Below are 16,494 nucleotides of genomic sequence, written 5' to 3' on the forward strand. Positions count from 1 at the left end.
GAGCGCGAGGGCCGTCAGAAGCAGGGGCGACAGGGAGCGGGACGTCGATCAGCCTCCGGGCGCAGAGTACAACCCCTACGCTCGGAGAGGGCATCAACCGTCCGTCAAAGGAGGGGACTCGGCTCCGATCGTTCCGACGGGCTCGAGGGCCCGGGCGGGGCCGGGGGTTCCGACGCGGCCGGGGACTCCGACGCGGCCGGCGGCTCGAACGCGAGGCGCGCCGACGCCGCCCGGCTGGCCAGGCGCCGGGCCCGCAGCTCGGCCCGCCACGCGAGCAGGCCCGAGAGGCCCATCCCCCCGAGGATGCAGGCGAAGACGACGAGGGGGAGCGGGGCGCGGATGCGGAGGAAAGGCAGCACGACGTTTACGAGTTCACTCCCGTTCCTCACCGAAAACCAGAACGCCGCGAGGATGACGACGACGAAGGCGAGGAGCCGCATCACGAAACGCATCAGCATGGCTGTCCCATGAAGGTCGCGCCCGTCGTCCCCGTCAGCCGCACCTGCGCGTACGTACCGATCCGGCAGGGGTCTCCGGGGAAGGCGACGACCTTGTTCTGCTCCGTCCTGCCGAGCACATCGCCCTGCGAGCGCGCGGAGCGCTCGATCAGGACTTCGCGCCGCGAACCCACCTCCGACTCGTTGATCTCGCGCTGGATCGCGCGATGCTCGCCGATCAGTCGTTCCAGCCGCTCCGAACCCACTTCGTCCGGCACGAAATCCGCGTCCGGGAAGCGCGTAGCCGGCGTCCCTTCCCGCAGCGAGTATTTGTACAGATAGGCATCGTCGAACCGCACGTCCCGCATCAGGTCCAGCGTGGCCTCGAAATCCGCCTCCATCTCCCCCGGGAAACCCACGATCACGTCCGTGGAGAGCGCGATGCCGGGTACCTCGCGGCGCGCGGCGTCGACCTTCTCGAGGAATCCCTCGCTCGTGTAGCGCCGGACCATGCGCTTGAGAATGCGATCGGAGCCCGATTGCACGGGCAGGTGGAGCTGGCGGCAGACCGTCGGCTCCCCCGCCATCACGTCGAGCAGTTCGGGCGTCACATCGTTGGGATGGGGAGAGGTGAATCGCACGCGGCGGATGCCGTCCACGCGGCTTACGGCCCGCAGCAGCGTCGCGAAGTTCCAGTCTCCGGACTCGTACGAGTTCACGGTCTGCCCGAGGAGCACGACTTCGGTGAACCCCTCCTCCACGGCGCGCCGGGTCTCGGCGAGGACCGCCTCGGGCGTCCGGTTCTTCTCGGGTCCCCGCACGTAGGGAACGATGCAGAAGGTGCAGCGGTGATCGCAGCCGCGCTGGACCGTGATCCAGGCGCTCACGCCTTCCCGCCTCACGCTGTCCACGCCCTCGTAGTTCTCTTCCGCGTCGAGTCCGAGCAGCGTCTGTCCGCGCTCGATCGCGTTCGCCCGGATCGAACCGATGAGTTCCGGCAGGGCGCGGTACGCATCCGGCCCGGCCACTACGTCCACGCCCGCCGCCTCCTCGATGAGCCGTGGGCCCAGCCGCTGCGCCATGCACCCCGTCACCCCCAGCACGAGGCCGGAATGCCGCTTGCGGTGACGCTGCAGTTCGCCGATCCGGCCTCGAACGCGCTGTTCCGCGTGCTCGCGAATCGCGCAGGTGTTCACGAGGATGACATCGGCGCGCTCGGGCGCGTCCACGCTCACGAAGCCTTCGTCGACGAGCAGCCCCTCCATCAACTCGGTGTCGTTGATGTTCATCTGACACCCGTAGGTCTCGATGTAGACCCGCCGCCCGAGCGGGCGGGGGTCGCGGGGGCGATCCGCGGCGGGCGCCTTCAGCGTGACGAGCTTCGGCCTCTCCATGGGTGGCTCAACGCTGCCGGAGGGAGAAGGAGAGCGTGACGCGCCGGAAGCTCTCCGCGAAGCCGGCCGTCGCGACGTCGCCCCGCGATCCGCTCTCGACGGCAAGATCGAATACGGCGAGTCCATCCTGGAACTCCCAGCCGAAGCCACCCGTCAAGGCGGACTCTTCGAGCGCTTCCGCACCCGGGCTGAAGGGGAGCCCCGTCCTCCGCCAGCCGGCCCGAAGCGGCAGCCTCCCGCCGAGCAGGGAGAGCGCGCCGTATTCGATCCCGCCGCCCAGCCAGGTGGTGTCGTGGGATTGGAACGGGGAGCCGGCCGCTTCGTCGCGCGACCCCACGGCGGACCACCCGGCCCGGCCGCCACCGGCGGTGACGAGGAGGTGGTCCGTCACGCGCACGCTACCGCCGAGTTCGATCGAGGTCGGCAGATCGAACTCCGCCTCGGGTTCATCCGCCGCTTCGGGGGTCGCGTACAGCGTCCCTCCCGTCCCGAGCGCAACGCCCGCCACGACCCGGTCGCCCAGCCGGATCGACCCACCCCCCTTGAAGCGCCAGGCTCGCCACGACAGCTCCCTCGCCCCTACGATGCCGCCGAGCGCGGGAGCCCCTCCGATCGGATCATCGAACTGACGGAAGAACGACTGCCGCAGCGATCCGGTGAGCCGCTGCGCGGAGATCCCGAGACCCAGCGGCCCGAGGCGACGCGCGAGCGACGCATCGATCGCGCTGATCCCGCCGTTGTGCTCCCGAGTCTCCTCGTACGGAACCATGCCATCGTTCAGCCGCAGCGTGTCCTGCAGGATGTTGGACCAGTCCTGGTCGAACTCGCCGCCGAAGGCCAGGCTGAAGGCCCAATCGTTGTAGGGGACGAGCGCGCGGATCGTCGTGAAACGTCCTCGTCCCGTGTCGAGCGACCTGCTCTCACCCTCCAGCGTCACGCCCTCGCTGGCCAGCGAGACGGAGAACCCGGGTTCGGCGTGAAGGAGGAGGTCGGCCGGGTTCGTGAGGCTGTACGATCCGCCGAGCAGGCTGCCCGCCCCGCCGAGCGCCGCCGAGCGGCCATCCACGGGCGCGACCGGATATCCGAGTCCGACGGCCGTGATCGGTGTCTGCGCGAAAACGGCCACGGGCGACGCCGCCAGCGCGGCGAGGACGAACCCGGCCCGAACCCATCCCCGGAACCCTCGGACGGCCCGCATCACGGCACCGTGAAGGCGGGCGCGGAACTGAAGACGATGCGGATCCTCGGCTGGAATTCCGGTGGCGATTCGGCGGAACCGAACTCCCAGTAGCCCAGCGCCTGCGCATCGGGATCCGCCCGGAGGCCGATCCGGAGCCGCCGCAGCGAATCCCGCACGGCCCCTGCCATCAGGACCGTGATGTCGAGGCGAACCGGCTCACCCTCGCGGAGTCTGGCGGGATCGAGCGTCGTGGTGAGCAGGTCCCCGCTCCCGATCGGAGTCTTTTCGCCAACCTCGAACGGGTCCCCGAGGAGACTCACCTTTCGGGCCTCGATCGTGCGCTCCGCCGCGTACAGGTCGGGCTCGGCCAGCGGGTGCAGGATGATTTCGGCCTGGCTTACCGTGGCCCCCTCGAGCCCCGCTTCCCCGACGATGCCGGGGGGGACGAACTCGAAGTAGATGCGCGAGGCGGGGAGACCGCCGACGCGAAGCTCCGTGCCCGTCGGAGGCTGTGGCGGATCCAAAATGAACGCGCGTTCGTCCCAGAACTGGGACTGCGGCACCGGGATGGTGCGCCCGACGAGCGTCGGGTCGTACCGGAGGGCCATCTGCGTCACCCGGAGTTTCGTTTCGGGGCCGTCCAGCACGATCGCGAAGCCGTTGCCCCCGGCGGTCCGCCGCCACGCCTTCATCAGCGAGTCCTCCGCCACGGCCGGCGTCATGAGAAGCGTATCCGACACCGCCTCCAGCACCCCCGACGCGATCTCGACCCCGAGGCTGCCCCCGGGCTCCGTCCACGGGACCCCGGCCGCCGCCTCCTGCCACGTCGCGTCATGAGGCTCGAAACGCTCCCCCAGTTCGACGAGCCTGACCGTGATGGGAAAGTCCGTGAACTCGGAGCGGATCGTGTCGAAGCCGAGCACGAACTCCACCTCCTCGAACTTCGCGGCCGGCAGCGTGTCGACGAATGTCCGGATCGTGTCGGGGACGTGGAAGCGCGCGAGCCCGCGACTCGACACGTCGGTCCCGGCCGTGACGTACACGAACGGTGCGGTGGAGGGCCGGGCGAAGCCGGTCAGGGTCGTATCCCGCCAGGACGGCAGATCGGAAACGGAGATGGTGACGTCCCGCGTATCCACGCCGGCGCCCGGCACCTTCTCGGAGCCCAGGGAGAGCGGATCCTCCGCGCAGGCGCCCAGCATGACCGGGAGGATCATCGTGACGAGCGCCGCGAGTCCCCGTCCGTTCACGGCCCCGTCTCCGCCGGCGCGGCCATCCGTTCCAGCGAGAAGTTCGCCGGCAACAGGTCCCGCAACCGCCACACGGCGGACTCCCCGTTCGTTCCGATGCTCATGACCTCGAGTTTCCGGCCGAACTCGGCGAGCGCCTGGCGACACATCCCGCACGGCGGGGCCGGGACGGCGCCGCTCGTCACGATCGCGATGCGGGAGAAGGCGCGTGCTCCCGAGGCGACCGCGTGCCCCAGCGCGACCCGCTCGGCGCACGTCCCCACGGGATACGAGGCGTTCTCCACGTTGCACCCGGCGAAGACCCGGCCGTCATCGGCCTCGAGCACCGCGCCGACGAGGAAACGGGAGTACGGAGCGTACGCGCGCTCGCGGGCGACCCTCGCCCGGGCGGCGAGATCTTCCCATGAGCGCGGCTCTCCGGCTGTCACTCGAGTCTCGGTCATCGGCTCCCATCCGCAGCGTCGGCCCATCCGCCCACGTAGTGTCGCGGCAGGCGGCGTCCGATCGCCGTCAGCACCTCGTATTCGATCGTCCCGGCGGTCTCCGCGAAATCCGCCAGCCCGACCTCTTTCCCTCCGTCACGGCCCAGCAGCGTGGCCACGTCCGCAGCTTCGACACCCGGCGCGCCGGAAACGTCCACCGACGTCACGTCCATGCAGACACCGCCCCGGATCGGCACCTGGACTCCGCGGATGAGCGCTCGTCCCTGGTTCGACAGACGCCACGGCAACCCGTCCGCGTAACCGATCCCCAGAGTCGCGAGACGTTCGGCACGTTTCGTCGTGTAGGTAGCCCCGTAGCTGACCGTCGAGCCCGGCGCCAGGTCACGGACTTCCAGCACCCTCGCGCGTACCCGCGCCACACTCTCCGGGTCCGCCGGCGCCCCCGGGGCGCCCGCCCCCCGCCGTCCCCCGTACAGGTAGATCCCCGGTCTGACGAGCCCCAGATGATACTGCGGATCCGCCATCACCGCATCGCTGTTCGCCGCATGCAGGAAGGGGATCTCGACGCCGGCCTCCTCCAGGACCGCTGCGGCCTGCAGCAAGCGAGCCAACTGAAGGGATGTCGCGGCCGGATCCGTTCCGGCGGAATGGAAATGGGTGTAGACGCTCGCCAGCGAGACGCCGCCGCGTGAGAGGATCGACGCGACCTCGGGCGTCCACGCCGCGGCCTCGTCCGCCGGGAGGCCCGCGCGACCCATACCGGTGTCGATCTCGAGGTGGGCGGGGATCTGCGCCGACGCCGCCCGCGCGCCGGCCTCGAGCTTCTCGAGCGACGCCAGGCTCAGCGCCGCGCTCTCGAGCCGCGCCTCGAGAAGCTGGGCGATCTCGGTGGCGGCCGAGGGGGCGAAGACGACGATGCGGCGCTCGATCCCGCCCCGCCGGAGTTCGGCGCCTTCCGGCGGCGTCGCGACCCCGAACGCGTAGGGCTCCAGCCGGTCCAGGACGCGGGCGACCTCGATCGCGCCGAGGCCGTACGCGTCCGCCTTGACCATCGGGACGAAGCGGGCGGGGGCCACGTGCTTCGCCACGCGCCGGGCGTTCCGCGAGAGCGCCGCCAGATCGACCTCGAGCCACGCTCGGTAGGGGGGGTCTTCGCGGCTGGGGGTCAAGCGTCGCCGGGGGTTCGGGGAAGGTTCGCGTCCTGCCACGGGATGATACTTTCGCCGTCATGCAAGAGCCAACCGCCGCCGGCCTGGAGCGTCTCCACGCGGAAGCCGGGCGCGACGGGGATGATGCCGTCGCCCGCGTCCTCGCGCTCGTCCGCTTCCTGCGCGTCCGCTGTCCCTGGGACGCGAAGCAGACGCCGCAGACGCTGCGTCCCTATCTCCTGGAGGAGGCGCACGAAGTCGCGGACGCGATCCGGGCGGGGGACGATGGCGACCTGTCGGGAGAACTGGGCGACCTGCTCCTGAACGTCGCCTTCCAGATCGTGCTCGCCGAAGAGCGCGGCGCCTTCGGGGCCGCCGATGTCGTCGAAGCGCTGGAGGCGAAGATGGAGGCCCGCCACCCGCACGTGTACGGCGATGCCGACGCCCCGCCCGACTGGGAGTCCCTCAAGGCCGCGGAACGCGAGTCACCGGACGATCCCTTCCACGGGGTCTCGACCGGGCTCGACCCTCTCAGCCGCGCGGCCCGCGTGCAGGAGCGGATGGCCGGGTTCGGGTTCGACTGGCCCGATCTCGCGGGTCCCGTGGAGAAGGTGCGCGAAGAGACGGCGGAACTCGAGCACGCGGCGGCCGAAGACGCGTCGGAGTCTCCCGGGTCGGCCGCCCCGCCCCGGATCGGGGAGGCGAGCCCGGAGGTCGCCGCGGAGGTGGGCGATCTGCTCTTCGCGGTGGTGAACGCCTCGCGGTGGGCCGGCGTTCACCCGGCCAACGCGCTTCTCGGCGCGGTCGAGAAATTCGAGCGCCGCTGCCGGCGCATGATCGAACTCGCGGAGAGCCGCGGCCTCGAATGGAAGGGCGCGGACCTCGAGACGCTCGACGCCGTTTGGGAGGAGGTGAAGGCCGACGAATAGCGGCCTGGCGCGGCTCAGGCGGGGCCGCTCTCGCGATCCGACGCGCGGGCCGGGCCGGCGAGGTCCGTGAGTTCATAGATGTTACAGACCCGCCACACGGTCTCGCTTCCGGCTCCCGTCCCCGACTTCATCTCGATGGGGGCGAGGATCCTCCGATACGCTTCGCCCTCGAAGGCGTCGAGCCGGTCCCAGGCCTCGGGGAGCGCGAGACTCTCGAACACCTTCACCGCGACGCGGTCGCCGGAAGTTCCGGGGACGAACCCGGGATAACCCTGTCGCGCGGCCCAGCCCCGGTCGTGAAGCGTGCCCTCCACCGTCCCTTCCACCCAGCGCCCGACGAGCGACGCCACGTGATGATGGTTGTTCTCGCCGGGGAGGAGGGACCCGTACGCGGCCAGGCGACGCTCCGGATGGTCGAGCAGGGCCTCGATCAGCCGTTCGAGGATCGGTTCGAGATACCCGCGCAGCGCCTCGGCGCCGGTTTCCGCGCCCGGTTCGGCCAGAAGCGCCTCGAGTTCCGCCAGCGCCCCGGCCGCGCCCGGCCGGCGATCCTCGCCCGGCCGGCGGTCCTCGCCCGGCAGGACGGCGGCAAGCTCTTCGAACCCCGAAAGCATGGCGCCGAGGCGGGCGGAGCTGCGTTCGGACGCGAGCCGCGCTTCATTGAGGCGGGAGAGGACACCTCTCAGGGCGGCCGGGTCGCGGACCGGGCCCGGCGCCGGGCCGTCCGCGGTCACGGTCCTTCCCGCGGCCGCCGCTGAAGAAATTCCCGCACGCCGTCCCAGAACGGCGCCGGCTTCTCGATGAACGGAAAATGTCCCGATCCATCGATCCGAATCAGGCGACTGTCAGGCAGCGCCTCGTTCATCGCCTCCACCATCTCGGTGGGGATCGGATCCTGCGCGCCGTGCACGATGAGCACCGGAATTTCGATCTCGCCGAGAAGGTCCCAGAAGTCGAGCCCCTGGAGCGGAGTCATGAGCAGGCTCGCGACGAGCTGCCCCTGGCGCGCCGTCCGCTCGTGCAGGGAGAGGCGAAGCAGGCTGTCCGCCACGCTTCCGTCCGCGAACGTCCCGCGGAAGACGTGGAAAAAGACCTGGCTGATGGCCTCCGCCTCCCGCGCCGCGAACTCCGGCGTCCCCCGAATCGAGTCGATGGCCGCGAGGTCGACCGAATCCCTCCTGGCCAACTGGTTCTCATCGGTCTGCTCGCGAAACCGGCTGCCCGGCTCGACGGGGGCGACGAGGATGAGCGCCTCCAACCGCTCGGGGCGCTCCGTGGCGTAGAGGAGGGCCGGAATCGCTCCCCACGAGTGCGCGAGCAGCGTAATCTTCTCGCGTTGCGCGACGTGTTCCCGGATCCGGTCGATGTCCGTGAGGTAGCGCTCCATCGAGAGGCTCGCCGCGTTCACCACGGCCCTGGACGCCCCCAGGCCCCGCTGATCGTAGAAGATGGCCTGGTTCGTCTCCGCCAGCGGTCCGAACCATGGACGAAGGTAGGAGTGGTCCAGGCCCGGCCCGCCGTGCACGACGACGACCGGCTCTCCGACCCCGACCGTCTGGTAGAAGAGTTCCGCCTCGAAGACGGAGAGTGAGCCCGCCCGGGTCGGGGGGGCCGCTTCGGAGGCCGGAGCGCCACACCCGACCACGAGAGCCGCGAGGACGGCGTGGCGGCGCGCGGGGCCGGCGGTCAGGATTCCCAGGCCACCGCGTCGCCGAGGGCGAGGGGGCCGCCCTCGAGCACCATTCCGTACGCGCCGCCGCGCCAGTCGGGCGCCAGCGCCGCCTTGAGCCCGGGCGCCGCGTCCTCCATGCGCCCGCAGGGCAGCGTCTCGCCGCGAATGCGGATGCGACAGCCCGCGATCCGCAGCACCCGGTCCGCGGTCTCGCAGAAGTCTACGCCGCGCACGAGCAGGTTGGCCCGGCGGGCATCCGGGGCCAGATCGACACCGACCTCCCGCGTCGCCGTCTCCCAGGCGTCCGCGTCGAGGAGCGTCACCTGCCGGTAGCCGCCGAGGTCGGCGTTCCCCTCCAGGCCCTTTCCCGCGACGAGGGTCGCTTCCGGGACCGACTCCATGGGGCCGCTCCGTGCCGACTTGAGCCAGATCGCCTCGAGCCGCGCCGATCCGGAGCCGGCCGGCCCGGCCGTGGACTCAGCCATCGGTCACCTCCAGCGAGGAAAAGTGCAGGTTGAGGCCGTGGTTGACCCTCAGTCCCACAACGCCGTCGACGTGCTGGCCCGTTCTCGCCGTCCGGAACACCTCCTGCTCGTTCACGCCGAAGACCACCTCTTCGCCCCCGGCCTCCACGAAGAGGACGTTCTTCGCTGTCGCCGCGCCCTCGCCCCGCGCCGCCCAGGCGACGACCGCCTCGTGCTTCGTCCACTCGAGGAGCGTGGAGGTCTCGTCGCCGTCCCGGCGCTTCACGATCACGCTCCCGTCCGCCCGGATGAGAAGGTAGGTGTAGGCCTGACCGTCTCCCTGGAGGTCCGCGCCGCCGATGAAGACGCCGAACCCTTCGTTCCGGCCTTCGGGGTCGAACAGGAAGACGGTCGACTCGACGCGAAAATCGCCGTCCGCCCGGGTCTCGGGGTCGTAGAAGATGCCGGCCGGTCCCGTGGTGACGTGCCAGCCGGGCGGCATCTCCTGGAGGGCCTCCACACCGTCTCCTCCGTGGTCGGTGCGGGTGAGCCAGCCGTCGGGCGGCGGCAGCTTGTCTTCCTGGGCGGCGGCGGCGAGGGGAAGCAGGACCAGGCTTGCGATGGCCAGGGGCCACGCGGCGCCCGGGAAACGCCCCCCGCGGGCGCGCGGGTTCGAATGAGACGGCATGTTCGGTGTCACTCCGATTTCAGGTCCGGTTCGAGGTTCCAACCGCGGGCTGGCAGCCCGTGGGCGGCATGATAGTCACTCCGGCGGCGACTCGCAGGATTCGCAGCGCGTGAGCCGGAGCGCGACGACTTCGGGCGGCACGAGGAAGCGCACGCCGAGCCGGCTCGTCCCCACGCCGGTCGTGACGAAGAGGTGTCGTCCGTCCTCCACCACGTGACCCGCCGCGTATCGGTCGCCGAAGCGGGAGGGGGTGATCCCGGGGCCCACGAACGGGATGATCACCTGCCCGCCGTGCGTGTGACCGGCCAGCGTCAGGGAGGCCCGCGCCGGCACCTCCGGGAAGATGTCCGGATTGTGCGTCACGACGATCACGGGCTCGCCGGGCCGGACCCCATCGAGCGCGGCCTCGACCGACGGATGGCCCGTCCAGAAGTCCGCCACGCCCGCGATCCAGACGTCGTTACCCCGCACCCGCGCCCGCCGGCCCCGGTTGTCGAGCACGTTGATCCCGACGCCGGAGAGCGCCTCTTCCACGCGCTCGGCCGACAGCCAGCGGTCGTGGTTGCCGAGCACTGCGAACACGCCGTAGCGGGCGTCGAGAGCGGCGAGGTCCTCGGCGATCTCCTCCGGCGGCACGAATCGGCCGCCCATGACGTTGTCGATCGTGAGATCGCCGGCGATGAGCACGAGATCCGGGAGCGTCTCGTTCACCCGCCGCACGACGCGGCGCAGGTTGTCCCGTCCGTTTCGGGGCGAGCCCACGTGCAGGTCGGCGATGAGCGCGATGCGGGTTTCCTCCCCCTCGGGCCATCCCGGCACCTCGAGGTCGGCCCGGTTGAGGACCAGTCGGCCCGGTTCCCACCAGAACGCCCACGCGGCGAGCAGGGCCGCGGTCGCGAGGAGGATGAGGAGCATCCAGCCCGTCCAGCCGGGGCGCGGTCGCCGCAGCGCTAGGATCCGTCGCCCCCGGGCGCGCTCCGGTCGATCCACTCGTCGACCTGGCGCTCGAGCACGACCATGGGCACGGATCCGTTCCGCAGTACGACATCGTGGAAGCGGCGGATGTCGAAATCGTCTCCGAGCGCATCCTCCGCCCGGGCCCGCAGTTCGAGCAGTTTGCGCTTCCCCATCTGGTAGGCGAGCGCCTGCCCCGGCAGGTCCGTGGAATAGCGCAGCGACTCCGTCGCGATCTGGGTCTCCGATTCGAGCGTGTTCTCGCGCATGAACCGGCGCGCCTCCTCTCTCGTCCAGTCGAAGTAGTTCATCCCCGGATCCACCACGAGCCGGGTCGCGAGGAAGCTCTCCAGGATATAGAAGCCGTACTCGCTGTGCAGGTCCTCGTATACGCCCGCCTCGAACCCCAGAAACGACGCGTAGGAGCCCCAGCCCTCCGTGTAGGCCGTGTACGAGGTGTTTCGCCGATAGTCCGGCAGCGTCTCGCTCTCGCGCTGGCCCGCGATCTGGAAGTGGTGGCCGGAGATCAGCTCGTGGAGCGCGATCGACGCGAGCCCGAGCCAACTCCGCTGATCCAGGTTCGAGCCGTTGTAGTAGTAGATGCCGGTCGGTTCGGCCGCCGTGGGCGCGGAGTAGTAGCCGTACGTCATCGCCGGCTCGAGTTCGGGCGCCAGGCGCCGCGCATCCCACGGGGCTTCGGGGACGCCGAGGAAGTAGTCGTCGATGCGCTCGAGCATCCGGGTGGACGCGGCCAGCAGCCGCTCGCGCACCTCTTCGTGGGACGTCGGGAAGTAGCGCGGGTCCGTCTTCAGGTGCTCGTGGAATTCCTCCGCGCTCCCCTCCCAGCCGAGGCGGTCGCGGATCTCCGCCATGCGCGCGCGAAACTCGGCGAGGAGTTCGTACCCGGCCGCCTGCACTTCCTCCGGCGAGACGTCCATCGTCGTGTGGAGGCGGGTCAGGTAGAGGTAGTACTCGCGACCCTCCGGATACTGCGAGAGGCCGACCCCGGCCGGGGCGCGCGCCGCGTACGGTCCCTCGAGGAAGGCGGCGAGTTCCTCGAGCGCCGGGTTGATGGAATCGCGGACGACCTCGCCGATGCGGGCCCTCGCTTCCGCCAGGCGGCCGGGGTCCAACCCGGAGGCGCGATCCGCGGGAAGCGCGAAGGGGCCGCCCTCCGCTTCCCCCGCCGTGGCCCGCACGAGTTGGACGACCGGCGCGAGGTTCTGGCTCGACACGATGAAGTCGCGCTCGAACTGCCCCCGCACGTAGTCCTCGAGGCCGCGCACGTGGGACGGCACCTGCTCCACCAGCGCCACGAACCGGTCGAGGTCCTCCTCATCCTCGAGCGGGAGGAGCGGGAAGATCTGGCTGTACCCGCGGAGAACGCTCGAGTACGGCGTCAGGACGCTCCGGAGCCAGAAGTACCGGTGCCCCTCGACGGCCATCTCCGCCTGCCAGACCAGGGTCTCCAGCGTGACGCGCTCATCGGGCGACAGCGCCCCCGCGTCGATGGCGAGGGCGCGCTCGAGTTGCCGCTGGAAGAACGCGGCCCGTTCCTCCGCCGCCTCGTAGCCGAGTTGGGGGAGCCGCTCCACGTCCAGCCCCTCCCGCAGGCGGATCATGGGGTTCGTCTCCAGATCCCGGACCCACGCCGAGTCGAGCAGCGCCGCCAGTTGCGCCGAGGCACCCGCGGACCGGCCCTCTCCCCCGCGCTCGTCGACGGGGGCACCGCAAGAGACCGTCCAAATGATCAGGAAGGTCGAGACGATGAGTGGGGGCCGGACTCTCATCGAACCCGATCCTCCCTGACCAGCGCCGTGCTGTCCGTCTCCCCCTCCGGCTCCTCCTCGCGGGGGCCGAAGCGGACGAGGAGTCCGCCGATGGCCGAGGTGAGGATCCAGCAGAGCACGGACAACAGGAACCCCTCAACCTCGAACGCGGCCGAGAGGATCAGTGTCGACACGAACCAGAGGGTGAAGTTCTGGAGCTGAAAGTCGAGCTGGCTGCCGCGCTTCATGGCCTGCATGGCGCGCAGCATGAGGTAGATCATCGTGGCGCCGGATGCCGCGATGGCGCCCCCGAGCGAGCTCGCAAAGATGAACCCGAAGGCCGCGCCGACGGCCCCGCCCGCGATGATGCGTCCGGGAGAGGGGGAGGCCGGGTGTCCGGCGCTCGCCCCGGGGACCGCCGGAGTTTGCGGTGCGGGAACGGGCACCGGCACCTCTCCCGCTATCAGTTCCGCGATCGCGGTTCTCGTCGCGCGCGGGTCGATCCCCGCCTCGCCGGCGATGCGCTCCAACTCTTCGACGGTCATCGAATCGCCGCGGGCGTCGATTTCGGCGGCCCGCTTCAGGATCTGCGAGACCTGGGCGGCGGTGAGCGTCGCGGGAGGGTGGTTGTGGGCGGGCGGTTTGCCTGAGGCGGACGGCTCGGTCATGTCGCTCATGGCACGTCGCCCGCGAGAATGGTGGCCAGGCTGGACGGATCCAGATTCCCTCCTGACACGACGCAGACAATCTTGTCCCCCTTCACCGCGCCCGACAGGGCGGCCGCGACGGAGGAGGCGCCCGCCCCCTCGGCGACCACGCGGTTGCGGGTGGCGAGCAATCGGATCGCCTCCGCGGTGTCTTCGAGCGTGATCTCGACGGAGCCGGCGAGGAGATCCCGCGCCAGTTCCCACATTGCGGGTTCCACGTGCGGGCCCCCGATACCGTCGACGAACGAGGGCGTGTAGGAGATCGAGACGGCCCGGCCCGCGCGCAGCGACTCCGCGAGCGGGGCCTGACCCGCGACCTCGGACGCGAAGACGGGAACGTGCGGCGCGACGGCCCGCACGCCGGCGGCGATCCCGCACGCGAGTCCGCCTCCCCCGAAGGGGACGACGACCGCGTCCACGTCGGGGAGGTCCTCGATCAGTTCGAGCGCGATGGTTCCGTTCCCCGCCATCACGTCGCGGTCCATGAAGGCGTGGACGAAACGTCCGCCCATCCCGTCGAAGCGCTGCGTGCGGAACACCTCGAACCAGGAGGCGACGGAGGTCTTGACGGCGGTCGCGCCGAGCCGGGCGATCGCGTCCAGCTTGAGCCGCGGCGCCGTCTCCGGGACGACGACCGAGCACGGGACGCCGAGGCGCCGCGCGTTCCAGGCGACGCCCTGCGCCATGTTGCCCGCGCTCGCCGTCCATACTCCCGCCGCCAGCTCCGCGGGCGGGATCAGGCCGATCGCGTTCGCGGAACCCCGGATCTTGAACGAGCCGATCGGCTGCAGGTTTTCGAGCTTGAGCCAGATCTCCGGTCCCTCGTCGACGCCGAGGCGGACGAGCGGCGAGCGGAGCGCCGCCGCGTAGACCCGGTCCCGCGCCGCCTCGATCTCCGGCAGGCCGGGAGGCTTCACGCGGTGAGGCCCGCGACCGCCCGCGGCAGGTTCGCCAGCGCCCGGTCGAGGTCGGCCGCGAGATCCTCCGTCGCTTCCAGTCCGGTGGAGAAGCGGATGAGGGCGTCCCGGATGCCCGCCTTCGCCCGCTCCTCGGCGGACATGCCCGCGTGGACGGCCGCTGCGGGCCGCACGACCAGCGACTCCGGGCCCCCGAGGCTGGCCGCGACCATCGGGATCTCCAGCGCGGAGATGAAGGCATCGGCCGCGTCGACGCCGCCCTCGAGCTCGAATGACAGCATCCCTCCGAAGCCGTCGAACAGGCGCGCCGCCCGCTCGTGCTGGGCGTGGCTCGTCAGTCCCGGATAGTGCACGACGGACACGGCCGGGTGCGCCTCGAGCCGCGCCGCCAGCCGCCCGGCCGACGCGTTCTGTTCGCGGACGCGCACGCTCAATGTCTTCAGCCCGCGCTCGAGCAGGAACGCCGCGTGTGGGTCGAGGGATCCGCCGAGATGGTCCTGCATCACCTTCACGCGGCGCACGAGGTCCGCCGGCCCGGCCACGCTCCCGGCCACGATGTCGCTGTGGCCGTTCATGTACTTCGTGCAGCTCTCGAGGACGAGATCGAAGCCGATTTCCGCCGGCCTGAAGTTGATGGGGCTCGCGAACGTGTTGTCGATCAGGGTCAGGAGCCCGTGCTCGCGCGCGAACGCCACGACGGCCTCCAGATCCGCAACCTGCACGAGCGGATTCGTGAGGGTCTCCACGTACATGGCGCGCGTGGTCGGCGTCAGCGAGGCCGCCCAGCTCGACGGATCCTGAGGGTCGATTACCGTGTGCCCGATCCGGAACCGCGGCAGGTCCTGCTGCAGGAAGGCGGCCGTGCCGCCGTACAGGGTGTCCTGCACGAGCACATGGTCGCCGGCGGACAGCAGCGTGAGCAGTGACCCCGAGATCGCCGCCATCCCGCTGCCGAGGACGAGGGCCGCTTCCGTCGCCTCCAGCGCCGCAATGCGCTCCCCGAGCACGCGATGGTTCGGCGTCGTGCTGAGCCGGATGTACCCGATGTCGTGGTAGTCCTCGCCGTGAAGCTCGTAGTTCGCCGTCTGGTAGATCGGCGTGACGACGGCCCCCTCGGGCCTCGGCTCCTGCTCGCCTGCGTGCACGGCGTCGGTGGACGCCGCCCTTCCCGTTCCCGCTGTTCTCGCCGTTCCCATCATTCGTCCGTATCTCCTGGAGTTATCCGAGGGCCGGAAGCGCTTTGGACCGGGGCGTCAGTCCCACATGACGCGGTGGATACGCCACCCGGTTTCGAGCCGCTTCCACACCTCGAGAAATTTTCCGCCGAGTTCGACATCGTCGGGGCCGCGCACCCGGTACATCCCGTTCGCGAACGCCAGGTCGCCGTCCACTTCGATGTCCTCGATCGTGAACCGGGCCTCGCGCAGCGGAACGGAACCGGCGAGTGCGCGAACGATGGCTTCGTGCCCCCGAACCGCCGGCTCTCCGGACGGCAGTCGCACCGCGTCCGGGGTGAAGACGTCGGCGACGGCGTCGCCCGGCGCTCCCGCGATCAGCGAAGCTTCCCAACGCCGCGTGACGCGTTCGATCTCCGCTCGCACCGCCTCGACGGCGACCGCCCCTCCGGTCTCTCCCGCCTCCGGCGTCCGGCCTCCACACGCCGCAGCCGCCACCAGGCCGCCCGCCGCAAGGATGAACCGGAACGTTCCGCTTGCGGGCCGTGTTCTCTTCATGGGTCGATATTGTATCGGAGCCCGCGTGCCGCGGCGACGCGCCCGGCTTTCGGGTTCGCGCGCGCCACCATAGGATGCCCGTCGCTGTTGAGAATTGTTCGCGCATCGCCGGCCGGCGATGCCGCGCTTGAACCTGCTTGGAGGTACGAATGAAGAAGATGTTCCGCGCCATCCCCTGCCTTGCCCTCGCCCTCGGCGTTGCCCTTGCCTTCGCCACGGCCGCGGAGGCCCAGGACCGGCGCATGAGCCCGCGCGGAGAGGCCGCCACCCAGGTCGGAGGCTCGTTCAACGAGGAAGGCGGCTACGAGGGCGGCTCCTGGGTCGTCGTGACGTACGGCCGCCCCATCCTGCGCGGCCGCGACCTGTTCGGCTCGGGCGCCGAGTATGGCCAGCAGTTCCTGCGCGGGGCGCCGCTGTGGCGCGTCGGCGCCGACCAGTCCACCCGTTTCATGACCGAGGTGGACCTCATGTTCGGCGGCGAGCGCCTGCCGGCCGGCGAGTACAGCGTGTTCGCGGAACTCACCGAGGCCGAGTGGACGCTGATCTTCTCGAACTGGGGCGCGAAGGACAATTTCCGTGAGGAGAACCCGGACGCGCTCTGGGGGTCCTACGGCTACACGCCGGATCGCGATGTGCTGCGCACGACCATGGCTGTGGACGCGATCATGATGTCGGCCGACCAGCTCACGATCTCGTTCATGAACATGACGCAGGAAGGCGGCGTGTTCACGATCTGGTGGGACGATCAGGTCGCGACCGTCCCCTTCGAGGTCGCCCGCTGACCACTCCTTGAGACCCGGAGATTGTTG

The 16,494-nt window shown here is 70.6% G+C and carries 18 protein-coding genes; 2 read left to right on the top strand and 16 right to left on the bottom strand.

What is annotated here, in order from left to right; all coding sequences use genetic code 11:
* Nucleotides 1-104: 104 nt before the first annotated feature.
* The 6 genes from RN901_RS06435 to alr are packed head-to-tail and all read right to left on the bottom strand — an operon-like array spanning nucleotide 105 to nucleotide 5,873.
* A complete protein-coding gene (locus tag RN901_RS06435) occupies nucleotides 105-458 on the bottom strand; it encodes a hypothetical protein (protein ID WP_310757134.1) in 354 nt (117 codons plus the stop codon).
* Nucleotides 452-1,831 (bottom strand): tRNA (N6-isopentenyl adenosine(37)-C2)-methylthiotransferase MiaB, encoded by a 1,380-nt coding sequence (gene miaB / locus RN901_RS06440; RefSeq protein ID WP_310757136.1) that lies wholly within the window; start codon nucleotides 1,829-1,831, stop codon nucleotides 452-454. Before miaB ends, RN901_RS06435 begins: the two co-directional genes overlap by 7 nt.
* Nucleotides 1,832-1,838: 7 nt before the next feature.
* On the bottom strand, nucleotides 1,839-3,029 hold the full coding sequence (locus RN901_RS06445; protein ID WP_310757138.1) for a hypothetical protein: 1,191 nt from the start codon (nucleotides 3,027-3,029) through the stop codon (nucleotides 1,839-1,841).
* A complete protein-coding gene (locus RN901_RS06450) occupies nucleotides 3,029-4,261 on the bottom strand; it encodes a hypothetical protein (RefSeq protein WP_310757140.1) in 1,233 nt (410 codons plus the stop codon). Before RN901_RS06450 ends, RN901_RS06445 begins: the two co-directional genes overlap by 1 nt.
* Nucleotides 4,258-4,704, bottom strand: coding sequence for a cytidine deaminase (gene cdd, locus RN901_RS06455; protein ID WP_310757142.1), 447 nt, complete (start codon nucleotides 4,702-4,704; stop codon nucleotides 4,258-4,260). Before cdd ends, RN901_RS06450 begins: the two co-directional genes overlap by 4 nt.
* A complete protein-coding gene (gene alr / locus RN901_RS06460; protein ID WP_310757144.1) occupies nucleotides 4,701-5,873 on the bottom strand; it encodes an alanine racemase in 1,173 nt (390 codons plus the stop codon). The genes cdd and alr overlap by 4 nt, the downstream gene beginning before the upstream one ends.
* A 59-nt stretch (nucleotides 5,874-5,932) precedes the next feature.
* On the opposite strand from alr, the gene mazG reads away from it, so the two are divergent.
* Nucleotides 5,933-6,781, top strand: coding sequence for a nucleoside triphosphate pyrophosphohydrolase (gene mazG / locus RN901_RS06465; protein WP_310757146.1), 849 nt, complete (start codon nucleotides 5,933-5,935; stop codon nucleotides 6,779-6,781).
* A 14-nt stretch (nucleotides 6,782-6,795) separates the two neighbouring features.
* On the opposite strand, the gene RN901_RS06470 is transcribed toward mazG, so the two are convergent.
* The 10 genes from RN901_RS06470 to RN901_RS06515 all read right to left on the bottom strand — a co-directional run bounded on the left by RN901_RS06470 (nucleotide 6,796) and on the right by RN901_RS06515 (nucleotide 15,685).
* A complete protein-coding gene (locus RN901_RS06470; RefSeq protein WP_310757148.1) occupies nucleotides 6,796-7,515 on the bottom strand; it encodes a gamma-glutamylcyclotransferase family protein in 720 nt (239 codons plus the stop codon).
* Entirely contained in the window at nucleotides 7,512-8,426 is a 915-nt protein-coding gene (locus RN901_RS06475) for an alpha/beta hydrolase (RefSeq protein WP_310757150.1), read from the bottom strand. Before RN901_RS06475 ends, RN901_RS06470 begins: the two co-directional genes overlap by 4 nt.
* A 41-nt stretch (nucleotides 8,427-8,467) precedes the next feature.
* Nucleotides 8,468-8,938 carry an MOSC domain-containing protein gene (locus RN901_RS06480; RefSeq protein WP_310757152.1) on the bottom strand — a complete coding sequence of 157 codons (471 nt, stop codon included), beginning with the start codon at nucleotides 8,936-8,938 and terminating at the stop codon, nucleotides 8,468-8,470.
* Nucleotides 8,931-9,605 carry a hypothetical protein gene (locus RN901_RS06485; protein WP_310757154.1) on the bottom strand — a complete coding sequence of 225 codons (675 nt, stop codon included), beginning with the start codon at nucleotides 9,603-9,605 and terminating at the stop codon, nucleotides 8,931-8,933. The genes RN901_RS06480 and RN901_RS06485 overlap by 8 nt, the downstream gene beginning before the upstream one ends.
* A 75-nt stretch (nucleotides 9,606-9,680) precedes the next feature.
* The gene (locus RN901_RS06490) at nucleotides 9,681-10,520 is read right to left on the bottom strand and encodes a metallophosphoesterase (protein ID WP_310757156.1); all 840 of its coding nucleotides are present in this window, start codon (nucleotides 10,518-10,520) and stop codon (nucleotides 9,681-9,683) included.
* 35 nt (nucleotides 10,521-10,555) lie between these two features.
* Nucleotides 10,556-12,349, bottom strand: coding sequence for a DUF885 domain-containing protein (locus tag RN901_RS06495; RefSeq protein WP_310757158.1), 1,794 nt, complete (start codon nucleotides 12,347-12,349; stop codon nucleotides 10,556-10,558).
* Nucleotides 12,346-13,005, bottom strand: coding sequence for a hypothetical protein (locus RN901_RS06500; RefSeq protein WP_310757159.1), 660 nt, complete (start codon nucleotides 13,003-13,005; stop codon nucleotides 12,346-12,348). Before RN901_RS06500 ends, RN901_RS06495 begins: the two co-directional genes overlap by 4 nt.
* Nucleotides 13,002-13,952 carry a pyridoxal-phosphate dependent enzyme gene (locus tag RN901_RS06505; protein WP_310757161.1) on the bottom strand — a complete coding sequence of 317 codons (951 nt, stop codon included), beginning with the start codon at nucleotides 13,950-13,952 and terminating at the stop codon, nucleotides 13,002-13,004. The genes RN901_RS06500 and RN901_RS06505 overlap by 4 nt, the downstream gene beginning before the upstream one ends.
* A complete protein-coding gene (locus RN901_RS06510) occupies nucleotides 13,949-15,151 on the bottom strand; it encodes an aminotransferase class I/II-fold pyridoxal phosphate-dependent enzyme (RefSeq protein WP_310757164.1) in 1,203 nt (400 codons plus the stop codon). Before RN901_RS06510 ends, RN901_RS06505 begins: the two co-directional genes overlap by 4 nt.
* 54 nt (nucleotides 15,152-15,205) lie before the next feature.
* Nucleotides 15,206-15,685 carry a DUF4440 domain-containing protein gene (locus tag RN901_RS06515; protein ID WP_310757166.1) on the bottom strand — a complete coding sequence of 160 codons (480 nt, stop codon included), beginning with the start codon at nucleotides 15,683-15,685 and terminating at the stop codon, nucleotides 15,206-15,208.
* Nucleotides 15,686-15,834: 149 nt separating this feature from the next.
* On the opposite strand from RN901_RS06515, the gene RN901_RS06520 reads away from it, so the two are divergent.
* Nucleotides 15,835-16,467: a DUF2911 domain-containing protein gene (locus RN901_RS06520; protein ID WP_310757168.1), complete on the top strand. Its 633-nt coding sequence runs from the start codon at nucleotides 15,835-15,837 to the stop codon at nucleotides 16,465-16,467.
* Nucleotides 16,468-16,494 lie beyond the last annotated feature (27 nt).

Origin of the sequence: Candidatus Palauibacter soopunensis, assembly GCF_947581735.1 — a bacterium.
In the GTDB taxonomy this organism is placed as follows: Bacteria; Gemmatimonadota; Gemmatimonadetes; order Palauibacterales; family Palauibacteraceae; genus Palauibacter; species Palauibacter soopunensis.

Excerpts from the sequence above, each read along its gene's own strand:
- RN901_RS06435 (WP_310757134.1), bottom strand. The coding sequence starts at position 458 with ATGCTGATGCGTTTCGTGATGCGGCTCCTCGCCTTCGTCGTCGTCATC.
- miaB (WP_310757136.1), bottom strand. The coding sequence starts at position 1,831 with ATGGAGAGGCCGAAGCTCGTCACGCTGAAGGCGCCCGCCGCGGATCGC.
- RN901_RS06445 (WP_310757138.1), bottom strand. The coding sequence starts at position 3,029 with ATGCGGGCCGTCCGAGGGTTCCGGGGATGGGTTCGGGCCGGGTTCGTC.
- cdd (WP_310757142.1), bottom strand. The coding sequence starts at position 4,704 with ATGACCGAGACTCGAGTGACAGCCGGAGAGCCGCGCTCATGGGAAGAT.
- mazG (WP_310757146.1), top strand. The coding sequence starts at position 5,933 with ATGCAAGAGCCAACCGCCGCCGGCCTGGAGCGTCTCCACGCGGAAGCC.
- RN901_RS06480 (WP_310757152.1), bottom strand. The coding sequence starts at position 8,938 with ATGGCTGAGTCCACGGCCGGGCCGGCCGGCTCCGGATCGGCGCGGCTC.
- RN901_RS06485 (WP_310757154.1), bottom strand. The coding sequence starts at position 9,605 with ATGCCGTCTCATTCGAACCCGCGCGCCCGCGGGGGGCGTTTCCCGGGC.
- RN901_RS06490 (WP_310757156.1), bottom strand. The coding sequence starts at position 10,520 with ATGCTCCTCATCCTCCTCGCGACCGCGGCCCTGCTCGCCGCGTGGGCG.
- RN901_RS06495 (WP_310757158.1), bottom strand. The coding sequence starts at position 12,349 with ATGAGAGTCCGGCCCCCACTCATCGTCTCGACCTTCCTGATCATTTGG.
- RN901_RS06500 (WP_310757159.1), bottom strand. The coding sequence starts at position 13,005 with ATGAGCGACATGACCGAGCCGTCCGCCTCAGGCAAACCGCCCGCCCAC.
- RN901_RS06510 (WP_310757164.1), bottom strand. The coding sequence starts at position 15,151 with ATGATGGGAACGGCGAGAACAGCGGGAACGGGAAGGGCGGCGTCCACC.
- RN901_RS06515 (WP_310757166.1), bottom strand. The coding sequence starts at position 15,685 with ATGAAGAGAACACGGCCCGCAAGCGGAACGTTCCGGTTCATCCTTGCG.
- RN901_RS06520 (WP_310757168.1), top strand. The coding sequence starts at position 15,835 with ATGAAGAAGATGTTCCGCGCCATCCCCTGCCTTGCCCTCGCCCTCGGC.